The organism is Bacillus cereus group sp. Sample62 (assembly GCF_036851315.1).
GTDB classification, from domain to species: Bacteria; Bacillota; Bacilli; order Bacillales; family Bacillaceae_G; genus Bacillus_A; species Bacillus_A wiedmannii.
In genome coordinates, this window is sequence record NZ_JAFLPK010000001.1 from 4,755,964 (window position 1) to 4,774,942 (window position 18,979).

Consider the following 18,979-nt stretch of genomic DNA (forward strand, 5'->3'; position numbering starts at 1 on the left):
GATAAAGTATGACGCAACGTTAGAGTCAATAAGTAAATTCATTTTTTGTTAAAAGTTTCATCTCTCCCATATTTCATGCATAATAGATATGTACATATATTAGAAAGCGGTGAAAGTATGGTTTCAAATACTGTAATTGCCAGCATCATATTTCAACTCGTTGTTTCGGTTCTGGTCCCAATTATTGTTCTCGTTTATTTCCGTAAAAAATATAATATTAATTGGAAAGTGGTCGGCGTTGGTGTTCTTATCTTTATTGGATTTACCCAAATTCTCGAAACACCGTTCCACCTATTTATGCGTGGTAATCCAGTAATCGCTCCATTTTTAGAAAATCCGTTTGTCTTTGCAATTTATGGCGGACTAACTGCTGGTATTTTTGAAGAATTAGGACGCTTCGTTGCCTTCTTCTTCCTACTAAAAAAATATCTAGAATATAAAGATGGCTTCGCTTATGGAATTGGTCATGGCGGGATTGAATCCATTTTAGTTGGCGGATTCTCCGCATTGCAGACACTTATATTCGCTAATGCTATTAACAATGGTAGCTTCGCTCAAATGGCAGAAAAACTACCACAATTAAATCTTGTAAAGGATATGTTAATAGAACAACCTGCTTATTTATACTTCCTTGGCAGCTTGGAAAGAATTATGGCTCTTGTATTACAAATTGCCTTTACAATGCTTGTCTTATACGCTGTAAAACAGAAGAAATATCTCTTCCTTGTTTACGCTATATTATTCCACGCATTTGTAGACTTTTTCGCGGCACTTTACCAAACAAAAACAATTAACATCTTCGTTGCAGAAGGAATTACCCTTCTCTTCACAATTGGCGCTGTCATTCTTATTCGTAAAATGAAAGAAAAATTAATGAGTGTGCCGGCGTAAAAATAACCCACCAGTTGGTGGGTTATTTTTTATATGGATTATCATAATGACGATAGCTTTTTCCCGCTTGCAACTCCCTCTTTGTTTCTGCATCTATAACGATGTACTTACGAAATTCGTCTACTTCATTTTGAGAAAAGGAAGCGAAAAAATAAACTTGGCGATCAGGGTGAATAAAAGAATCTTGAAACACCACACTACCCCGACAACCCGCGGCTGTTTTTTGTAGGAAAGAAAATTCTTCATCAGGCACCTCTTTAAATAAAATCTTTTTTCGAACGCTATATGTTGCATTATTGTATTCTTTATAGATTTTCTTATCTAATTGTTCGTAAAACACACGCTCACTCACAAATGACTTATTTCGATTGCTTGGATAATCTAACTTTTGATTGGATTGTGCATATGTTGTGGACAATTGCGTAAGAAAACAAATCATGAATACGATACATATCATTTTTTTCATCATTACACCTCAAATATTCATTTATCCACATTACTTTTCCACATATTTAAATCAATATGCCGTTTCCAATAAAAAGGAATTTTTTCCACATTTGTCGAAGTATATAGCGTCAACTTGAAAGATGGGGATGAATTATGAAGAAATTGATTGTAATACGACATTGTTCAGCAACTGGACAAGAACGTGATGCCGAATTAACGATTGCAGGAAAAAATCAAGCAAACACTCTTGCTACATTCCTCTTAGAAAACCAACCACAAATAGATCATATTATTTCAAGCCCATTTGTGCGAGCTATCGATTCTATTCGGCCCTATGCGCTTCAAGCTAACTTGTCTATCCAAGAAGATGAACGATTAGCTGAACGCATATTAAGCGACGTTCCAATGGATGATTGGTTGCAAAAACTAGAATCTACTTTTACAAATATAGATATTGCCTTTTCAGGCGGAGAGTCAACAAAACAAGCAATGGACCGTGCTATATCACTTATCCAAGACGTTTTAAAGTTAAACCATACTACAACACTACTCGTTACACACGGCAACTTACTCACGCTCATTTTAAAGCACTTTGATCATACGATCGGCTTTATTGAATGGAGAGCTTTAACGAATCCTGATATTTACGAAATTACACTCGATAAACAATGTATCCTAAAACGATTATGGGGAGCACCGTCCAAGTAATATCTCTTTCCAACACATTCAGTTGACGCCACGAGAAGAAACTGTACTAACAATAGAAAGGGGTATCACTCCATATGTACGAAGATGTACTTGCTTTACTACATAAAACAAATGCTTCTTACGAAAAGTTTGAACACGAACCAGTACTCGATTATGAAACAGATCGTATCGTACGTGAAAGGCTTGGTTTACACGGCACTCCAAGTAAAAGCTTATTTTTAAAATCAAAGTCTGGAGATTATTACGTATTTTTCACGTTAGAGGGCACAAGGCTCAACCGAGGAGAGATGAAAGAAATAACAGGAGAAAGCCTCTCTCTCTGTTCTCCTAATGAGCTGAGAGAAGAAATAGGCTGTACTCCAGGATGTGTCGCTCCTTTCGGTTATTCACAACATGTAACGATTATTGTGGATAGTGCTATTTACGCTTACGATAAAATTTTAATTACACCTGGTGTACCTGAATTTACAATTGAATTATCCACAGAGGAATTAAAGAAAATCTTATTAATATGCCCAAATACTGTTTTAGAATATAAACAAAAAGAGAGCTAATGATTAGCTCTCTTTTTTCATTATTTTGCTTCGGCTACTTTTTCTTTTGCAGAACGTACTTGCTCGTCCGCATGGTAAGAAGAACGCACAAGTGGGCCAGCTTCACAGTGACTAAATCCTTTGCTAAGCGCAATTTCTTTAAGCTCTGCAAATTCTGCTGGTGGATAATATTTAAGAACTGGTAAATGCTTCTTAGATGGTTGTAGGTATTGTCCAAGAGTTAAAATATCCACATTGTTTGCACGTAAGTCATCCATTGCTTCAATTAAATCTTCTCTCGTTTCACCTAAGCCCACCATAATGCTCGATTTAGTTGGAATATCAGGCTGCATTTCTTTCGCTCGACGTAAAAACTCTAATGAACGGTCATATTTTGCTCTAGCGCGAACTCGGTTAGATAATCGACGTACTGTTTCAATGTTATGGTTTAAAATATCTGGTTTTGCATCCATTAACATTTTTAAGTTTTCTTCTACTCCACCCATATCAGATGGTAATACTTCGATTGACGTAAATGGATTTTTGCGACGAACAGCGCGTACTGTTTCAGCAAAAACAGCTGCTCCTCCGTCTTTTAAATCATCACGTGCAACCGCTGTTATAACAACGTGCTTTAAGCCCATTTGTACTACAGAATCTGCTACGCGTTCTGGCTCTTGTAAATCAAGCTCAGTTGGTAAGCCTGTTTTAACCGCACAAAAACGACAAGCACGTGTACAAACCGCACCTAAAATCATAAATGTTGCTGTTTTCCTTACAGCCCAGCATTCATGAATATTCGGACATTTCGCTTCTTCACAAACTGTATGAAGATTCTTAGAACGCATCATTTTCTTTAAGCCTGTATAGTTTTCATTCGTGTTTAACTTAATTTTCAACCATTCGGGCTTGCGCTTATACTCTGTTTGTTTTGTCATGGTTATCAACTCCGCACAATATGAAATAGTTTACCGTGTTCGCTTCTTTCAATGTAACATATCTATTCTAACGTATGAAAGCGATTTGCTCAAATGAAGATTCTAAGATTTTTTCCAATCGTTCCCTATAATGAAATACTCCGTATATCCCACACTAAAAAGAGTGATGTTGTGAAAGGAGTCTATTTCATGCTTCGAAAAATTTCTCTTTTGCTTTCGATTTGCTTTCTTCTCCACCAAAACATCGCTTACGGTGAAGATAATCAGCAAAGCATATACGAACAGCGCATGGCACTATATAAAGAAACCGAGCAATCTTCAGGCATTCCGTGGTACTACTTAGCTGCAATGGATCAATATGAAAGAAATATACGGAGCGTAAGAAAAGATATTCCGAAAAAACCAGATGCCATCATTTCCCTTTATTTCAAACCAGAAATATGGGCTGGGCCTGTTAATGGTAACGATACCCTTCCCCATACAATTTCTCTATTTGGCGGGATGGGTTTAGATGGTGACAAAGATGGATTTGCAAATGCAAATAACGACCGTGATCTTCTGCATACAGCAGCAACTATTTTAAAAAAACAAGGAACGTCAGAAGAACGTATTAACATTATGCTTTGGGAATATTATAGACGTGCGAAAACAGTTGATTTAATTACCGAGTACGCCCAAATTTATAAACATTATGGTCGTATTAATTTAGAAGGAAATGCTTTCCCCCTCCCGATTCGCAGTGATCATAGCTACCGTAGTACTTTCGGCGCTGGAAGAAGTTTTGGGGGAAGAAGAGTTCATGAAGGCACCGATATTTTTGCAGGCTATGGCGTACCAGTAAGATCCACTTGCTATGGCATTATTGAAACAAAGGGCTGGAACCGTCTTGGCGGATGGCGCATCGGTATTCGCGACCTTCATAATAATTATCATTATTACGCTCATTTAGGCGGATTCTCAAAAGAAATACAGCTTGGACAAATTGTAGAGCCGGGAAAAGTAATCGGATTTGTCGGTAGCACCGGTTACGGTCCTCCCGGCACAGCTGGAAAATTCCCACCTCACCTACATTTCGGCATCTATAAAGACAATGGTTATACAGAATGGGCTTTCGATCCATACATGCATTTAAGTCTTTGGGAGCGAAAAGAACGCGCGAATACAAAACGATAACCGTAGCATATTGCTACGGTTATTTTTTTAATTCGGCTAACTATCCGTTTTCTTTTTATCGGGTACAACAACACTCCCGCTTCCATAATAAGTAGGTACTTCCCCTTGAACAATGCGCGTTGCAATCGGAACGTCTTGCTTCACTGTTATTTCTTTCGTATGAAATGGAATAATGACTTGCAACGTTACTTCCATCTCCATAACAATTTGAATCGCTGTCGTATTGATCCCGTGCGGTTCAATTTTTTGTTTAATATCCGTGTTCACATGACCAATCGTCGTGAAATCAATCGGAATATCGGGCCCTATATTTCCAAGAAGCGCATTATCTGTTACACGACCAAAAGGAACTGTCATCGTTGCCCCATTTTTTTCAGAAATACCTAGCCCCTTCAAATCACCTTGTTCTACTTGCTGTAAATATTTTTCTATGTATGTGGTCGTTGACGTTACGATTTCATTTACTTGCTTTGTATTTAAATTAATTGTGGATACTTTCCCGTTTTTATCATTTTGTACTTTCATTAATGAATCGACATCGAATCCTTCATTAATTCTATCTTTTATCGCCTTCGTCATAACCGCTGTCGCCATTTTATGCGCCTCTACTTCTCCATATTTAATTAATGTCGGCTGAATACTACTATTCACAATCCATACCCCTTGCACGAGTAATATGACAAAAAGAATAAACGACATAAGCAGTATGTGCCGAAAGGAAATTGGTCCCCTTCGAAACCGCGAATTTTTCGAACGAAATATACTCATAAAAAAACCTCCTTCTTATATCATTTCTATGCAAGAAGGAGGGACGATATATGCTTATCTCATTTTTAATAATGCTTCTTTTCCGATTGTGCCTACCGTAATACCTAATGCTTCGGCTTCAATCGTTACTGATTCTAGCGGTGCTTCAAGAAGCTGTTCAATCGTTCTTACACCAACCGCACGGCCAGCAATAATACCTCGATCACCTAACTTCTCATTTAAAAGACCTACATCTAATGCACCGCACATAATATATCCTTTATCGCTCATTACAGCTAGCAAATTTGTCTTTGGAAGTTTGACGCTAACCGCAATAAACGTATAATTATCGATTATAATTGGCTCCACATTAACCATAGTTCACACTCCTCTCTTTCTTATCTGTATGACAAGAGAAAAATGAGTGTTACAAGTTAACTAGCCTATAGTTTGACAGAAGATGTATGAGTTATCAACACGTCTGTTAACACATCTCTGAGTAACTCTGGCATATAATATTGTTTGTCAGAAAGTGTGGATAGCTCTGGGTATAAGTATCCGAATGTAAACATATCAATCGTTCCTACCGTATATATACGATCTAATTCCAGCGATTCCCCGTTAATCAATACATCTTCCAGTAAAATTTTATTCCCAGGAATCGTATCTGGAATGACCTCTACACCAGCATAAATCATTTTTCCCATCACTTTTCCGCGAAATCCGAATCCTTTTACCTCAAGGTTCTCCATATTCGGGCGACGCGCTTTCAAAATAACTTCTCGTAACGTTTTTCCTGGCACTTTTAATAAACATGGATTAATTGGATGTGGACAAATTCTGTGAATATCTCCGCGCGTCACAACTCCTTCTTCTAATCCTTCAAGAAGTACACCAGCGTTCACCATGCCAATCTCTGCATCGCACCACGTTTTCAGCGCATTTGCTAACATGTGAGAAAATGATGTCTCATGAAACCAATCGATCGGTAATGATTCCTTTAAATGAACGACAGGCTCTGCCATAATATGTTTACTTTCTTCCTGCAGCATTTCAATTGTGGATAACGGTTTGCTATAAGCACCTAAACGTTCTGTCTTAATCGCTCTACCGTCCTTTTTCAATAACTTCTTCGTCTCTTTATCCACAGTGAGCTGAACGTGCCCAACGTAACGTCCCCACTTTTCACAACAACAAAGTAAAGTATTATTCATGAGAACTCCACGCTCAAATAAATGGTGCGTATGTGCACCTAAAATAACATCTATATCATAATGCTCTGCCATATACTCATCCATGCTTTTTCCAAGATGAGAAAGGACAACGGTAATATGAGCCTCATCTCGCACTTCTTCTAAAATAGACTCTAAATGGATAAGCGGATCTTCAATATGCCAATCGAGCCTATGATAAAACTCTGGATACGCTACTGTTAATCCGATAAAAGCAATCGTAATTCCATCTGTCGTTGTATGTAATTTATAAGGCTTTGCCCACGCTGGACGTACACCTTCTTTTTCAAATAAATTCGCAACGAGCACCTCAAATCCAGCATCATCATATAGACGATTCAAATGCTCCTTCGCTAACGTAATTCCTTCATTATTTCCGATTGTTACATAATCATATAACGCCTCATTCAAAAGCTTCGTATTGCCAAGTCCATTCGTCGCTTCCGAAATACTATGAAAACGATCCACATGATCGCCGATATCAACCGTCAAAACGGTCTCTCCCGCTGCCTGTCTTCGCTTTTTCTCCCCTTGTACAAACCGAGAAATTTGCGGCCAATTTTCAAAATGACTATGTATATCGTTTGTATGATAAAGGTGGATGATTGTTTCTTTATTTATATTCAGAGAAAAAACCTCCTCTCAGTTCCTTACTGCCATTTACGCTACACGTACGCAATAATCCTGTAAATACTTTTCGTCTTTTCTTGCTATTTTACATTGTACTCGCATTATAAGAAAAAGCAAAAGATTGTCCTTTTCATATGAGAAACTTTATTTTTTCAAATCTGTGGATTAGTTAGTAGAACTGGAATTTGTCAAAAAGTTTGTTGAGTGGTTTTACGAGTATTTTGGTGGATTTCCTTATGGATTCTCCTATGGGTTTGTCAGTATCTTATCCTTAACTACTTCCATTCGGCCACCTTATGGATATCATCTAAATATTGAGGGGTATATGCCCCGCTCTGCTATGTCGTAATTTGTTGATAAGTCGATATCCCTTGTCGAATCGTCGATATATTCCGAGTTGTGATTGATATATTTGAAAAATCGCTGATATATTTAACTGAACACCCACCTAGGTATCCTCTCCCAAGCCAAAACAAATCCGCAAAACAAAAAAGCGCCCTGCACAGCAGGACGCTTCCACTTTAAATATTAACCAATAGAACCTTCCATCTCAAACTTGATTAGGCGGTTCATTTCAACTGCGTATTCCATTGGAAGTTCGCGAGTGAATGGCTCAATGAAGCCCATTACAATCATTTCTGTAGCTTCTTGCTCAGAAATACCGCGGCTCATTAGGTAGAATAATTGTTCTTCTGATACTTTCGATACTTTCGCTTCGTGCTCAAGTGAAACGTAATCGTTTTTGATTTCGTTATAAGGAATTGTATCAGATGTAGATTGGTTATCCATGATTAACGTGTCACACTCAATGTTAGAACGAGAGTTTTTCGCTTTTGGTCCGAATTGTACGATACCACGGTAAGTTACTTTACCACCATGCTTCGCAATCGATTTAGAAACGATTGTTGAAGACGTGTTTGGTGCTAAGTGAATCATTTTCGCACCAGCATCTTGGTGTTGGCCTTTACCAGCAATCGCGATAGATAATGTTAAACCACGAGCGCCTTCGCCTTTTAAGATAACTGCTGGGTATTTCATCGTTAATTTAGATCCGATGTTACCGTCAATCCATTCCATCGTTGCGTTTTCTTCACAAACCGCACGTTTTGTAACTAGGTTGTATACGTTGTTCGCCCAGTTTTGGATTGTTGTATAACGGCAATATGCATCTTTCTTAATGATGATTTCTACTACCGCACTGTGAAGTGAGTTAGTCGTGTAAACAGGTGCTGTACAACCTTCTACGTAGTGTACGTGTGCGCCTTCGTCTACGATGATAAGCGTACGCTCGAATTGTCCCATATTTTCAGAGTTAATACGGAAATACGCTTGAAGTGGTGTATCCACTTTAATACCTTTTGGAACGTAGATGAATGATCCACCAGACCAAACTGCAGAGTTTAATGCAGAGAATTTGTTATCTGTTGGTGGGATTACTTTTCCGAAATGCTCACGGAAAATATCTTCGTTCTCTTTTAATGCGCTATCTGTATCTTTGAAGACGATTCCTAGAGCTTCTAGGTCTTCTTTCATGTTGTGGTATACAACTTCAGATTCGTACTGTGCAGATACACCAGCTAAATATTTTTGCTCAGCTTCAGGAATACCTAATTTATCAAATGTTGCTTTAATTTCCTCAGGTACTTCATCCCAAGACTTCTCAGATTTCTCAGATGGTTTTACGTAGTACGTAATTTCATCGAAATCTAAGTCGTTTAAGTCGCCGCCCCATTGTGGCATTGGCATTTCATAGAACTTATCCAGTGATTTTAAACGGAAGTCTAACATCCACTGTGGTTCTTCTTTCATACGTGAAATCTCTTCAACGATCTCTTTTGTTAAACCGCGTCCAGCACGGAAAATCGAAACGTCTTTGTCTTTGAAACCATATTTATAATCGCCGATATCTGGCAGTTGCTTCGCCATGTTGGTGTGTCCCTCCTTAGATAACCTCGTTTTTAGGAACCTTTAACATTACTTATCTTCGTTTAAGCCCTTTTCTAACGCTTTCCACGCTAATGTTGCACATTTAATACGTGCAGGGAACTTGCATACGCCTTGTAATGCTTCAATATCTCCTAAATCAATGCTGTCATCGTACTCTTTTCCTAGCATCATGTCAGAGAAAATTTTAGAAAGCTGAAGTGCCTCTTCAATTTTCTTACCTTTTACTGCTTGTGTCATCATCGAAGCTGAAGACATTGAGATAGAACACCCTTCTCCTTCAAACTTCGCCTCTTGCACAATACCTTCTTCTACTTTCATCGTAAGTTGAATACGATCGCCGCAAGTTGGATTGTTCAAGTTAACAGTAACACTATCTTCTAACACGCCATTGTTACGAGGATTCTTATAATGATCCATAATAACTTGACGGTATAACGTATCTAAATTATTAAATGACATTTGTGAAATACTCCTTTGTCTTGATTAGCGATTCAACAAATGTATCAATTTCTTCTTTTGTATTATATAAATAGAAGCTCGCACGTGCTGTAGAAGAAGCTTTCAGCCACTTCATAAGCGGTTGTGCACAGTGGTGTCCTGCGCGAACCGCAATGCCTTCTACATCTAATACAGTTGCTACATCATGAGGATGTACGTCTTCAATATTAAATGTAACAAGACCAGCGCGATGCTTTGGACCATAAATTGTAACGCCATCTACTTCTGATAGTCTTTCTAAAGCATATTGCGCTAATTCATGTTCATGCTTTTCAATATTATGAAGACCGATTTCTTCTAGGAAATCAATTGCCGCACCAAGTCCGATTGCATTACCGATAATCGGTGTACCTGCTTCAAACTTCCACGGAAGCTCTTTCCAAGTAGATTCTTGTAAATCTACGAAATCAATCATTTCACCGCCAAATTCAATTGGCTCCATATTGTTCAGCAATTCTTTTTTACCATATAATACGCCGATACCTGTAGGTCCGCACATCTTATGAGCAGATAATGCGTAGAAATCACAATTTAAATCTTGTACATCCACTTTCATATGAGGTGCACTTTGTGCTCCATCAACGATCATGATTGCACCGTTTTCGTGTGCGATTGCTCCGATTTCTTTTACAGGGTTAATCGTTCCAAGTACATTTGATACTTGCATAATAGAAACGATTTTTGTATTCGGTGTAACTGTTTGACGAACATCTTCTAAAGAAATTGTACCGTCTGGTTGAAGCGGAAGGTATTTTAAAGTTGCACCAGTTTTCTTCGCAACTTGTTGCCACGGAATGATGTTACTATGGTGCTCCATGTAAGAAATAACGATTTCATCGCCTTCTTTTACATTTTCAAGACCATAGCTAGCCGCTACTGTATTTAATGCAGTTGTCGTTCCGCGCGTGAAAATAATCTCTTCCATTGATTTCGCGTTAATAAACTTGCGAACTTTCTCGCGTGCACCTTCATACGCGTCGGTAGCTTTCGTACCGAGCGTATGAACACCGCGATGCACGTTAGAATTATATTCTTTATAGTAACGTTCTAACGTTTCAATGACTTGAATTGGTTTTTGAGAAGTTGCTGCACTATCGAAATATACAAGTTGTTTGCCGTTCACTTTTTGATCAAGAATTGGAAACTGTTTGCGTATTTCATGAATATTCATTAGCGAACTTTCCTTTCAATTACCTCGACAAGCTGTGCCTTTACTCCTTCAATTGGAAGCTCATTTACTACAGGTGCTAAGAATCCATGGATGACTAAACGTTCTGCTTCGCGTTTTGGAATACCACGGCTCATCAAGTAGTATAATTGGTACGGATCTACGCGGCCTACTGAAGCTGCGTGACCTGCCATTACATCATCTTCGTCGATTAAAAGAATTGGGTTTGCATCACCGCGAGCTTTTTCATCTAACATAAGTACGCGAGAAGATTGTTGTGCATTTGATTTAGATGCACCGTGTTCAATCTTACCAATTCCGTTAAAGATAGATGTTGCACTATCTTTTTGTACACCGTGTTTTAAAATCCAACCTTCAGAGTGTTTACCGAAGTGAACAACTTTAGTTGTAAAGTTTTGTGTTTGGTTACCACGACCAATTGTTACTGTTTTTGTATCAGCATATGATCCGTCGCCCATTAAATTCGTAACGTTCTCTGAAATTGTATTTCCGTCATTCATAAGGCCTAGAGCCCAATCAATGCGGCCGTCGCGTCCAATAATTCCGCGGCGGTTAACGTAAGTTGTTACTTCTTTTGCTAATAGATCAACCGCACCAAATTTAACTTGTGCGCCTTGTTCCACGATTACTTCTGCTACGATATTTGCAATACCTTTAGCATTTTCATTTGCAACGTAGTTTTCTACATAAGTTGCAGTACTGTTCGCATCAGCTACGAATAATACGTGGTTATATACGTTAGCTTCTTCGCCGTCTACTAAGAATACAGCTTGAAGTGGAGTTTCAAGAACAACGTTTTTCGGAACATATACAAATGCACCGCCGTTGATTAATGCAGCATGAAGTGCAGTTAAACGATGCTCGTCTACCTTCACGCCGTCTTTCATTAAATACTTTTGTAATAGTTCAGCATGCTCTGTTGCAGCTGTTACGATGTCTGTAAAAATAACACCTTTTTCTTTTGCTTCGTCTGCTAAAGAAACGAATGCAGTTGTACCAGTACGTTGTACTAATACGCTGTTATTTTCATCGATTAAGTTTTTCACTGCTTCTGGAAGCTCTGTTAAAGAACTTACAGGCTCTTGCTTAGCAGCGTCGCCTTTTCCGATAAAGTCCCATTTTTCAATTTTCGTTTTATCAGGCGTTGGCATTGGAAGTTCAGTTGCTTGTGCAAGAGCTTGTAAGCGGAACTCAGTCAACCAAGCAGCTTCGTTTACTTCGCTTGCGCGTTGACGGATTGTTTCTTGATCGAAAGGTAATGTACCAATTGTCATGTTTATGCTCCTCTCTTACGCTTCTTGCTCTGTTGTTTCGTCTTCAATACCTAATTCTTTTTTAATCCAGTCGTAACCTTCAGCTTCTAGACGTTGTGCAAGCTCAGGGCCACCAGATTTAACGATACGACCGTTCATCATAACGTGAACGAAGTCTGGAGTGATGTAGTTTAATAAACGTTGGTAATGCGTAATCATTAGGCAACCGAAATCTTCGCCGCGCATTTGGTTAATACCTTTAGATACAACTTTTAATGCATCGATATCAAGACCTGAGTCGATTTCATCTAAGATTGCGATTTTTGGCTCAATCATCATTAATTGAAGAATTTCGTTACGTTTTTTCTCTCCACCAGAGAAACCTTCGTTTAAGTAACGTTGTGCCATTTCTGGATCCATTTCTAGGAATTCCATGTTTTTATCTAATGTACGGATAAATTTCATAAGAGAAATTTCATCGCCCTCTTCACGACGTGCATTAATTGCAGAACGTAAGAAGTCAGCGTTTGTTACTCCGCTAATTTCACTTGGATATTGCATTGCTAGGAATAGACCTGCTTGTGCGCGCTCGTCTACTTCCATTTCTAATACATCTTCACCGTCGATGATGATGCTACCTTCTGTTACTTCATATTTTGGGTGACCCATAATCGCAGAAGATAAAGTTGATTTACCTGTTCCGTTAGGTCCCATAATTGCGTGGATTTCTCCACCTTTTACTTCAAGGTTTACACCTTTTAAAATTTCTTTGCCATCAATTGATACGTGTAAGTCTTTAACCGTTAATGTAGAACCAGCCATCTCAATACCTCCATTAATCCTATATATACATTTTAAAAATTCCTAAAACGTTCATATTCTCATTTTATTCTCATTCTAATCTTATATCAAATAAAATGATATCGCAAACGACGAAAAAAAGTAACAATTTTTTCACAAATGTATATAAGTATTTCCTTTTCACCTTTCTATGATACACCTTTCTTCTTATTTATATAAAGAAAAAAGGACTGGGAAATTACCAGTCCTTTCCTTCATATTTATTCACTTACTGGCAGTACAGCACCTTTATATTCTTTATTAATAAAATCTTGAATTTCTTTTGAATGCAGTACTTCTACTAGCTCTTTAATTTCTTTTTTCTTCTCGTCACCTTTACGAACTGCAATAATATTTGCGTACGGAGAGTCTGATCCTTCAATCGCAATTGCATCCTTTTTTGGATTTAATTTCGCATCAATTGCATAGTTTGAATTAATGAATAAAGCATCACCTTCATTATTTTCATATAGCTTTGGTGACAATCCAGGCTCTACATCTGTTTTAAACTTTAAGTTTTTCGGATTTTCTACAACATCTTTTACTGTTGCTTTAACAACATCTACACCGTCTTTTAATTTAATAACGCCGCCTTTTTGTAACAATGCGAGCATACGGCCACGCTCCGCTACGTTATTACTCATAATAACTGTTCCGCCATCTGGAAGTTCTTTTAAACTTTTATATTTCTTAGAATAAATGCCCATTGGCTCTAAATGGATTTTTCCTGCGTTTACAATTTTATATCCCTTTTCTTGAATTTCTTTATCTAAGTAAGGAATGTGCTGGAAGTAGTTCGCATCAATTTCCTTATCCGCTAATGCTTTATTAGGCAACACATAATCTTGGAATTTTTTAATCTCTAACTTAATACCTTTTTTCTCTAATATCGGCTGTGCCTTCTCTAAAATAACAGCGTGCGGCACGTTAGAAGCTCCAACGACAAGTTTATTTTCATCTTTCCCTCCGCAAGCAGCTAATGTAAATACAGACAGCGCTGTAACAACTGACAGTAGAATCTTTTTCATATGACGTCCCCTTCTCCCTATAGTTATGTAGTAAAAAAGGACCGGCATACACCAGCCCTTTTTCAGCAATTATTCTTTTACAGGAACAACTGCCCCTTTATATTCTTTAGTAATAAAGTCTTCAATTTCTTTTGAATGTAATACTTCTACAAGAGCTTTAATCTCTTTCTTATCTTTATCACCTTTACGAACAGCTACTACGTTTGCGTACGGTGAATCATTTCCTTCAATGGCAATTGCATCTTTTTCTGGGTTTAACTTCGCATCAATTGCATAGTTCGAGTTAATTAAAACAGCGTCGCCTTCCTTATTGTTATACACCTGTGGTAATAAACCAGGCTCAATATCCGTTTTGAACTTTAAGTTTTTCGGATTATCTGAGATATCTTTCGGAGTTGCTTTAACCGGATCTACTCCGTCTTTAATTTTTAAAATACCTTCTTTTTGTAAAATTGCTAAACCACGTCCATGGTCAGCAACTGAATTACTCATAATAATTGTCGCTCCGTCTGGAAGCTCTTTTAAGCTCTTATATTTTTGAGAGTATACACCAATTGGCTCTAAATGAATTTTTCCTGCTACTTCAAAGTCATACTTTTTATCTTTAATTTCTTTTTCTAAATACGGAATGTGCTGGAAATAGTTAGCGTCTAGCTCCTTATCCGCTAACGCTTTATTTGGCAACACGTAATCTTGGAATTTTTTCACTTCTAATTCAATTCCTTTTTTCTCAAGTAACGGTTTTGCCTTTTCTAAAATCTCAGCGTGCGGTACGTTAGAAGCACCAACAACAAGTTTCTTTTCATCTTTATCTTTCCCGCCACAAGCAGCTAACCCAAAAATTGAAGTTGAAATAAGTGCTGTAAGTAATAATTTTTTCATTTGAAATATCCTCCCATTTTTTATTATCGTTTATCTATTCGAGTCGTTAAACTATCACCAATCCACTGAATGAAAAATACAACTAGTAATACACAAATTGTCGCAACGATTGTTACATCGTTATTTCCTCGCTGGAATCCTTCTAAATAAGCAAGTGTTCCAAGGCCACCAGCACCAACAACTCCCGCCATCGCTGTATAGCCTACTAAAGCAATTGTCGTAACAGTAATACCAGATACTAATGCTGGTAACGATTCTGGAATTAACACTTTCAAAATAATTGTGCTTGTTTTTGCTCCCATTGCTTTTGAAGCTTCAATTACACCTTTATCAATTTCACGAAGCGCAATTTCAACCATTCTCGCGTAAAATGGTGCCGCTCCAATAATTAAAGCTGGAAGTGCTGCACTCGCTCCAAGAATTGTTCCAAGCAGAATCTTTGTGAATGGGATTAATAAAATGATTAAAATGATGAACGGTATCGAGCGGAAAATGTTTACGAACGCTCCAATCCCCGTGTTAACCGCTTTGTTTTCCCATAAATTATCTTTCGCTGTCATAAAGAGTAACAATCCTAAAATTAATCCTAATACAAATGTGGCAAGAGCTGCGATTGCCGTCATATATAACGTTTCACCAGTTGCTTCTAACATTTGATTCCAATCAACATTTGCGATTAACTTATCCATGTGCAATCACCTCCAGCTCTACTTGATCTTGATGTATTCCCTCTATTGCTTGCTGAATCGCTGTTTCCTCACCATTTAAATGAACAACTAAACTACCGTAAGAGCCGTTATTCGTTTGTGCGATATTTCCTTGCAAAATGCTAACTTCTATATCACTGCGTTGCATCAATCTTTGAAGTACTGGTCTTTCTACAGCTTCACCGATAAACTGCAAACGAACTACTTTACCATCTGGATACTTTTCAATTAAACTTTCAATCGTTTCATTTGTATCTTCAGAATCCGTTAACTGCTGTACAAATCGCTTTGTAATGTCTTTCTGTGGATTGCGGAATACATCAAGTACTGGACCTGTTTCTACAATCTTTCCTTTCTCCATTACCGCAACACGATTACAAATCTTTCGAATCACGTGCATCTCGTGTGTAATGAGCACAATTGTTAAGCCGAGACGCTTATTAATATCTAATAATAAATCTAAAATTTGATCTGTCGTTTCTGGATCAAGAGCTGATGTTGCTTCATCACATAAAAGTACTTGTGGGTTGTTAGCTAATGCTCTCGCAATCCCAACACGTTGCTTTTGTCCTCCGCTTAGCTGAGATGGATACGCGTCTCCTCTTCCTTCTAATCCAACAAGATGAATTAACTCATCCACTCGTTTTCTTCTCTTCGCCTTATCAACACCTGCAATTTCAAGTGGGAACTCGATATTCTCGCGTACAGTTCGTGACCAAAGTAAGTTGAAGTGCTGAAAAATCATTCCGATTTCTTGCCTTGCCTTACGAAGTTCACTCCCTGTAATTGCTGAAATCACACGATTTGCAATTGTAATTTGGCCAGAAGTTGGTTTCTCTAACTGATTGAATAATCTGATTAAAGAACTTTTCCCAGCACCACTATATCCGATAACACCAAATATTTCACCTTTGTCTATTTTTAAATTGGCATTATCTACAGCAGTGACATCACCGCTTTTTGCTTTATATATTTTCTTTACATTCTCTAATAAAATCATGGTGTATCACCCCTTTTTTTGTTTAGATCGACTCCGCAATTTTTTATGTTTAATGCGTGTAGTCCACCGTTAACACTACTTTTATTATTTGAATGTCCTCCACATTCAAACAACAAAAAAACCTTTCCGCTTTTAGAGAAGCAGAAAGGTTTATATGCGTATATAACAACATTATCCCTCTCTCTCATCTCTCAAAGCATTTGCTTTGCAGGAATTGGCACCATTTCAACATAAGTTGACGGTTGCCGGGCTTCACAGGGCACAGTCCCTCCACCTCTCTTGATAAGAGAAATCAGATTACATTTTCGTCTGATTTGTAATTTATGAAATTGTCTATATTTTATGAATTGAATTGTATCAATATCCATACGCCATGTCAACAGAAATTTTCGTAAAAAAAGAAACTTCAGACTTTTAAGCACCCACTGACATCGGCTTACATATATGAAACATCGATTCAACTAATAGCATCGTTCGATACGTTCCCGAATATTGTACACGTCCATCGTTCATTAACATTTGCAATCGTACATTGCCGTTCACCAATTGTTTTACATCTTCCTCATCTAAACAAACGATTTGCTCTGTTCCTCGTTCCTCATGTAGCAGCTCTATATAATCTCTTGAAATTTGTAGCGAACAACTTTCATCTCCAAAGCGGAAATTAACAGTTTTTTCTCCTTGTCTTAAAAGCGGCTCTAAATGATATTGACCATTAGCGTAATTTACAAATGATTGCAGCAAAGAATATAATTTCATCCTAAATCACATCCTTCATATCACTTTCTATTACACATACCATTCCCTCTCACTAAAGAGCAATCCTGTTACTTTCGCTCGACAAATACTGTAATCACCCTGCATCTCGACATATTTCCCGAGAAATATGTCGAGGCGGCAAAAACTTTGCCGCCTACTTTAATTCCGTATATAAATATTCAACCGAATGAAATGCATATATCTTCTTCATGAGTGTCCCATTTTCAAAAACAAGTAAACACGGTACACTTTCGATTCCATACTCTTTCGCTAAATGCGGAGCATAATTTAAATCTAACATTCCAATTTTCAAGTCTTCAATTGTCATCTCAACGACTGTTAACATCTTTTTTGCTAATTGGCATGTTCCACACATTGGAGTATATACATATAACACTGTTTTTTCTTCGTTCTCTATTAGGGCTGTAGCTTCGGCTCCTGTCCAATCAATCACTTCTATCATTCCTTACCGTAAATATTCTGTATAAACGTCAATGTCAGCTCCCCATAATACATTTGCTAAGTGTGAAGATGGCGCAGTTGCCACTTCTCGGTACGAGCGATCAATATAAATATGCTCTGCTTGCGGAAATTCTTTTCGAAACTGTTTCCTTAACTTTTCTCCAGCATCATCAGCATCCACTAGCACATACACTTCCTTATCAAAAAACTGATCAATGAGCTCATCCATTTTCGACAAACCAATTGTACCATTTGTACAAACAATTTCCACCGGTTCACGAATAATAGATTCAATCTTTCTTCTATCTGATTTACCTTCTACAATAATGACTTTTTCCACATAAATCATATGTCATCACCCGATCACCATATACTATATAACCTTTAACTTAGTATATAGTATATTCGTTATTTTCATGTTGTTTCCTGTTTATTTTTGCAAAAGAAAAGCGCAAGCGGCTCGTTCAGATTGTAAGGGGGATGGAGCTTCTGACGTAAAGGTGCTTTTGCCTCGCAGGAAGAAGCGAAGCCACCGAACAATTTAGCCGCTGGAGCTGGACAACGAAAAACTTAAATGAAAAATTTTTTCAAAAAACGTTCTCCTACACGATAATTAGTATATGATTCTACATTCATTATTTTACACAAAATAAAAAAGGACAGCACAAAGGCTGTCCTTTAGTCGACTATAATTAGTCTTGGTTTGTCATTTCTGCATATTTTTCTGCAGTTAATAACTTCTCAACTTGGCTTGCATCAGAAAGTTCAACTTTAACCATCCATGCACCCTCATATGGAGATTCGTTAACAAGTTCTGGTTGGTCACTTAATTCTTCGTTTACTGCTACAACTTTACCGCTTACAGGTGCGTATAACTCAGAAACTGTTTTAACAGATTCTACGCTTCCGAATGGCTCGTCAGCTTCGATTGTTGCACCTACTTCAGGAAGTTCAACGAATACGATATCGCCTAGCTCACCTTGTGCAAAGTGAGTAATACCGATAACAACTTCATTACCTTCAGTTTTTACCCATTCGTGTTCTTCAGAGTAACGTAAATTATTTGGAATGCTCATGACTGTACCTCCAGTGAATGTATTAATTATGTAAAAATA

The 18,979-nt window shown here is 37.7% G+C and carries 22 protein-coding genes and 1 riboswitch; of the genes, 4 read left to right on the forward strand and 18 right to left on the reverse strand.

What is annotated here, in order from left to right:
• Positions 1-75 precede the first annotated feature (75 nt).
• Positions 76-891: a YhfC family intramembrane metalloprotease gene (locus tag J0835_RS24460; RefSeq protein ID WP_140386932.1), complete on the forward strand. Its 816-nt coding sequence runs from the start codon at positions 76-78 to the stop codon at positions 889-891.
• A gap of 22 nt (positions 892-913) precedes the next feature.
• Here J0835_RS24460 and J0835_RS24465 read toward each other — a convergent pair whose 3' ends face one another.
• Positions 914-1,357, reverse strand: coding sequence for a hypothetical protein (locus J0835_RS24465; RefSeq protein WP_140386929.1), 444 nt, complete (start codon positions 1,355-1,357; stop codon positions 914-916).
• A gap of 134 nt (positions 1,358-1,491) precedes the next feature.
• Between J0835_RS24465 and J0835_RS24470 the strand changes: the two genes are divergently transcribed.
• On the forward strand, positions 1,492-2,046 hold the full coding sequence (locus J0835_RS24470; RefSeq protein WP_087982838.1) for a histidine phosphatase family protein: 555 nt from the start codon (positions 1,492-1,494) through the stop codon (positions 2,044-2,046).
• Between the two features lie 74 nt (positions 2,047-2,120).
• Entirely contained in the window at positions 2,121-2,600 is a 480-nt protein-coding gene (locus tag J0835_RS24475) for a YbaK/EbsC family protein (protein ID WP_087982840.1), read from the forward strand.
• Between the two features lie 20 nt (positions 2,601-2,620).
• On the opposite strand, the gene lipA is transcribed toward J0835_RS24475, so the two are convergent.
• Entirely contained in the window at positions 2,621-3,517 is an 897-nt protein-coding gene (gene lipA / locus J0835_RS24480) for a lipoyl synthase (protein ID WP_000166376.1), read from the reverse strand.
• A gap of 189 nt (positions 3,518-3,706) precedes the next feature.
• On the opposite strand from lipA, the gene J0835_RS24485 reads away from it, so the two are divergent.
• Positions 3,707-4,690 carry a M23 family metallopeptidase gene (locus tag J0835_RS24485; protein WP_087982842.1) on the forward strand — a complete coding sequence of 328 codons (984 nt, stop codon included), beginning with the start codon at positions 3,707-3,709 and terminating at the stop codon, positions 4,688-4,690.
• A 36-nt stretch (positions 4,691-4,726) separates the two neighbouring features.
• On the opposite strand, the gene yunB is transcribed toward J0835_RS24485, so the two are convergent.
• The 16 genes from yunB to gcvH all read right to left on the reverse strand — a co-directional run bounded on the left by yunB (position 4,727) and on the right by gcvH (position 18,940).
• Positions 4,727-5,458 (reverse strand): sporulation protein YunB, encoded by a 732-nt coding sequence (yunB, locus tag J0835_RS24490; RefSeq protein WP_087982844.1) that lies wholly within the window; start codon positions 5,456-5,458, stop codon positions 4,727-4,729.
• Between the two features lie 54 nt (positions 5,459-5,512).
• Positions 5,513-5,815, reverse strand: coding sequence for a YunC family protein (locus J0835_RS24495; RefSeq protein ID WP_046954392.1), 303 nt, complete (start codon positions 5,813-5,815; stop codon positions 5,513-5,515).
• 65 nt (positions 5,816-5,880) lie between these two features.
• The gene (locus J0835_RS24500) at positions 5,881-7,296 is read right to left on the reverse strand and encodes a bifunctional metallophosphatase/5'-nucleotidase (protein ID WP_277928758.1); all 1,416 of its coding nucleotides are present in this window, start codon (positions 7,294-7,296) and stop codon (positions 5,881-5,883) included.
• A 531-nt stretch (positions 7,297-7,827) separates the two neighbouring features.
• A complete protein-coding gene (sufB, locus tag J0835_RS24505; protein ID WP_001118829.1) occupies positions 7,828-9,225 on the reverse strand; it encodes a Fe-S cluster assembly protein SufB in 1,398 nt (465 codons plus the stop codon).
• 48 nt (positions 9,226-9,273) lie between these two features.
• Positions 9,274-9,705, reverse strand: coding sequence for a Fe-S cluster assembly sulfur transfer protein SufU (gene sufU / locus J0835_RS24510; protein ID WP_000009525.1), 432 nt, complete (start codon positions 9,703-9,705; stop codon positions 9,274-9,276).
• A complete protein-coding gene (sufS, locus tag J0835_RS24515; RefSeq protein ID WP_001020765.1) occupies positions 9,695-10,915 on the reverse strand; it encodes a cysteine desulfurase SufS in 1,221 nt (406 codons plus the stop codon). The genes sufU and sufS overlap by 11 nt, the downstream gene beginning before the upstream one ends.
• Positions 10,915-12,207, reverse strand: coding sequence for a Fe-S cluster assembly protein SufD (sufD, locus tag J0835_RS24520; RefSeq protein WP_087982848.1), 1,293 nt, complete (start codon positions 12,205-12,207; stop codon positions 10,915-10,917). Before sufD ends, sufS begins: the two co-directional genes overlap by 1 nt.
• A 15-nt stretch (positions 12,208-12,222) precedes the next feature.
• Positions 12,223-13,008 (reverse strand): Fe-S cluster assembly ATPase SufC, encoded by a 786-nt coding sequence (gene sufC, locus J0835_RS24525; protein WP_087982850.1) that lies wholly within the window; start codon positions 13,006-13,008, stop codon positions 12,223-12,225.
• Between the two features lie 239 nt (positions 13,009-13,247).
• Positions 13,248-14,054 carry a methionine ABC transporter substrate-binding lipoprotein MetQ gene (gene metQ / locus J0835_RS24530; RefSeq protein WP_087982852.1) on the reverse strand — a complete coding sequence of 269 codons (807 nt, stop codon included), beginning with the start codon at positions 14,052-14,054 and terminating at the stop codon, positions 13,248-13,250.
• A gap of 69 nt (positions 14,055-14,123) precedes the next feature.
• A complete protein-coding gene (metQ, locus tag J0835_RS24535) occupies positions 14,124-14,936 on the reverse strand; it encodes a methionine ABC transporter substrate-binding lipoprotein MetQ (RefSeq protein ID WP_087982854.1) in 813 nt (270 codons plus the stop codon).
• A 23-nt stretch (positions 14,937-14,959) separates the two neighbouring features.
• On the reverse strand, positions 14,960-15,625 hold the full coding sequence (locus J0835_RS24540) for a methionine ABC transporter permease (protein WP_000359328.1): 666 nt from the start codon (positions 15,623-15,625) through the stop codon (positions 14,960-14,962).
• Entirely contained in the window at positions 15,618-16,643 is a 1,026-nt protein-coding gene (locus J0835_RS24545; protein WP_000601756.1) for a methionine ABC transporter ATP-binding protein, read from the reverse strand. Before J0835_RS24545 ends, J0835_RS24540 begins: the two co-directional genes overlap by 8 nt.
• 181 nt (positions 16,644-16,824) lie before the next feature.
• Positions 16,825-16,932, reverse strand: a riboswitch (SAM riboswitch).
• Positions 16,933-17,057: 125 nt separating this feature from the next.
• On the reverse strand, positions 17,058-17,402 hold the full coding sequence (locus tag J0835_RS24550) for a hypothetical protein (protein WP_000781215.1): 345 nt from the start codon (positions 17,400-17,402) through the stop codon (positions 17,058-17,060).
• 154 nt (positions 17,403-17,556) lie between these two features.
• The gene (locus J0835_RS24555; protein WP_002008881.1) at positions 17,557-17,865 is read right to left on the reverse strand and encodes a thioredoxin family protein; all 309 of its coding nucleotides are present in this window, start codon (positions 17,863-17,865) and stop codon (positions 17,557-17,559) included.
• Between the two features lie 3 nt (positions 17,866-17,868).
• Positions 17,869-18,213, reverse strand: coding sequence for a toprim domain-containing protein (locus J0835_RS24560; RefSeq protein ID WP_000640866.1), 345 nt, complete (start codon positions 18,211-18,213; stop codon positions 17,869-17,871).
• 343 nt (positions 18,214-18,556) lie between these two features.
• Complete coding sequence (gene gcvH, locus J0835_RS24565) at positions 18,557-18,940, reverse strand: glycine cleavage system protein GcvH (RefSeq protein ID WP_000026896.1); 384 nt, start codon at positions 18,938-18,940, stop codon at positions 18,557-18,559.
• Positions 18,941-18,979 lie beyond the last annotated feature (39 nt).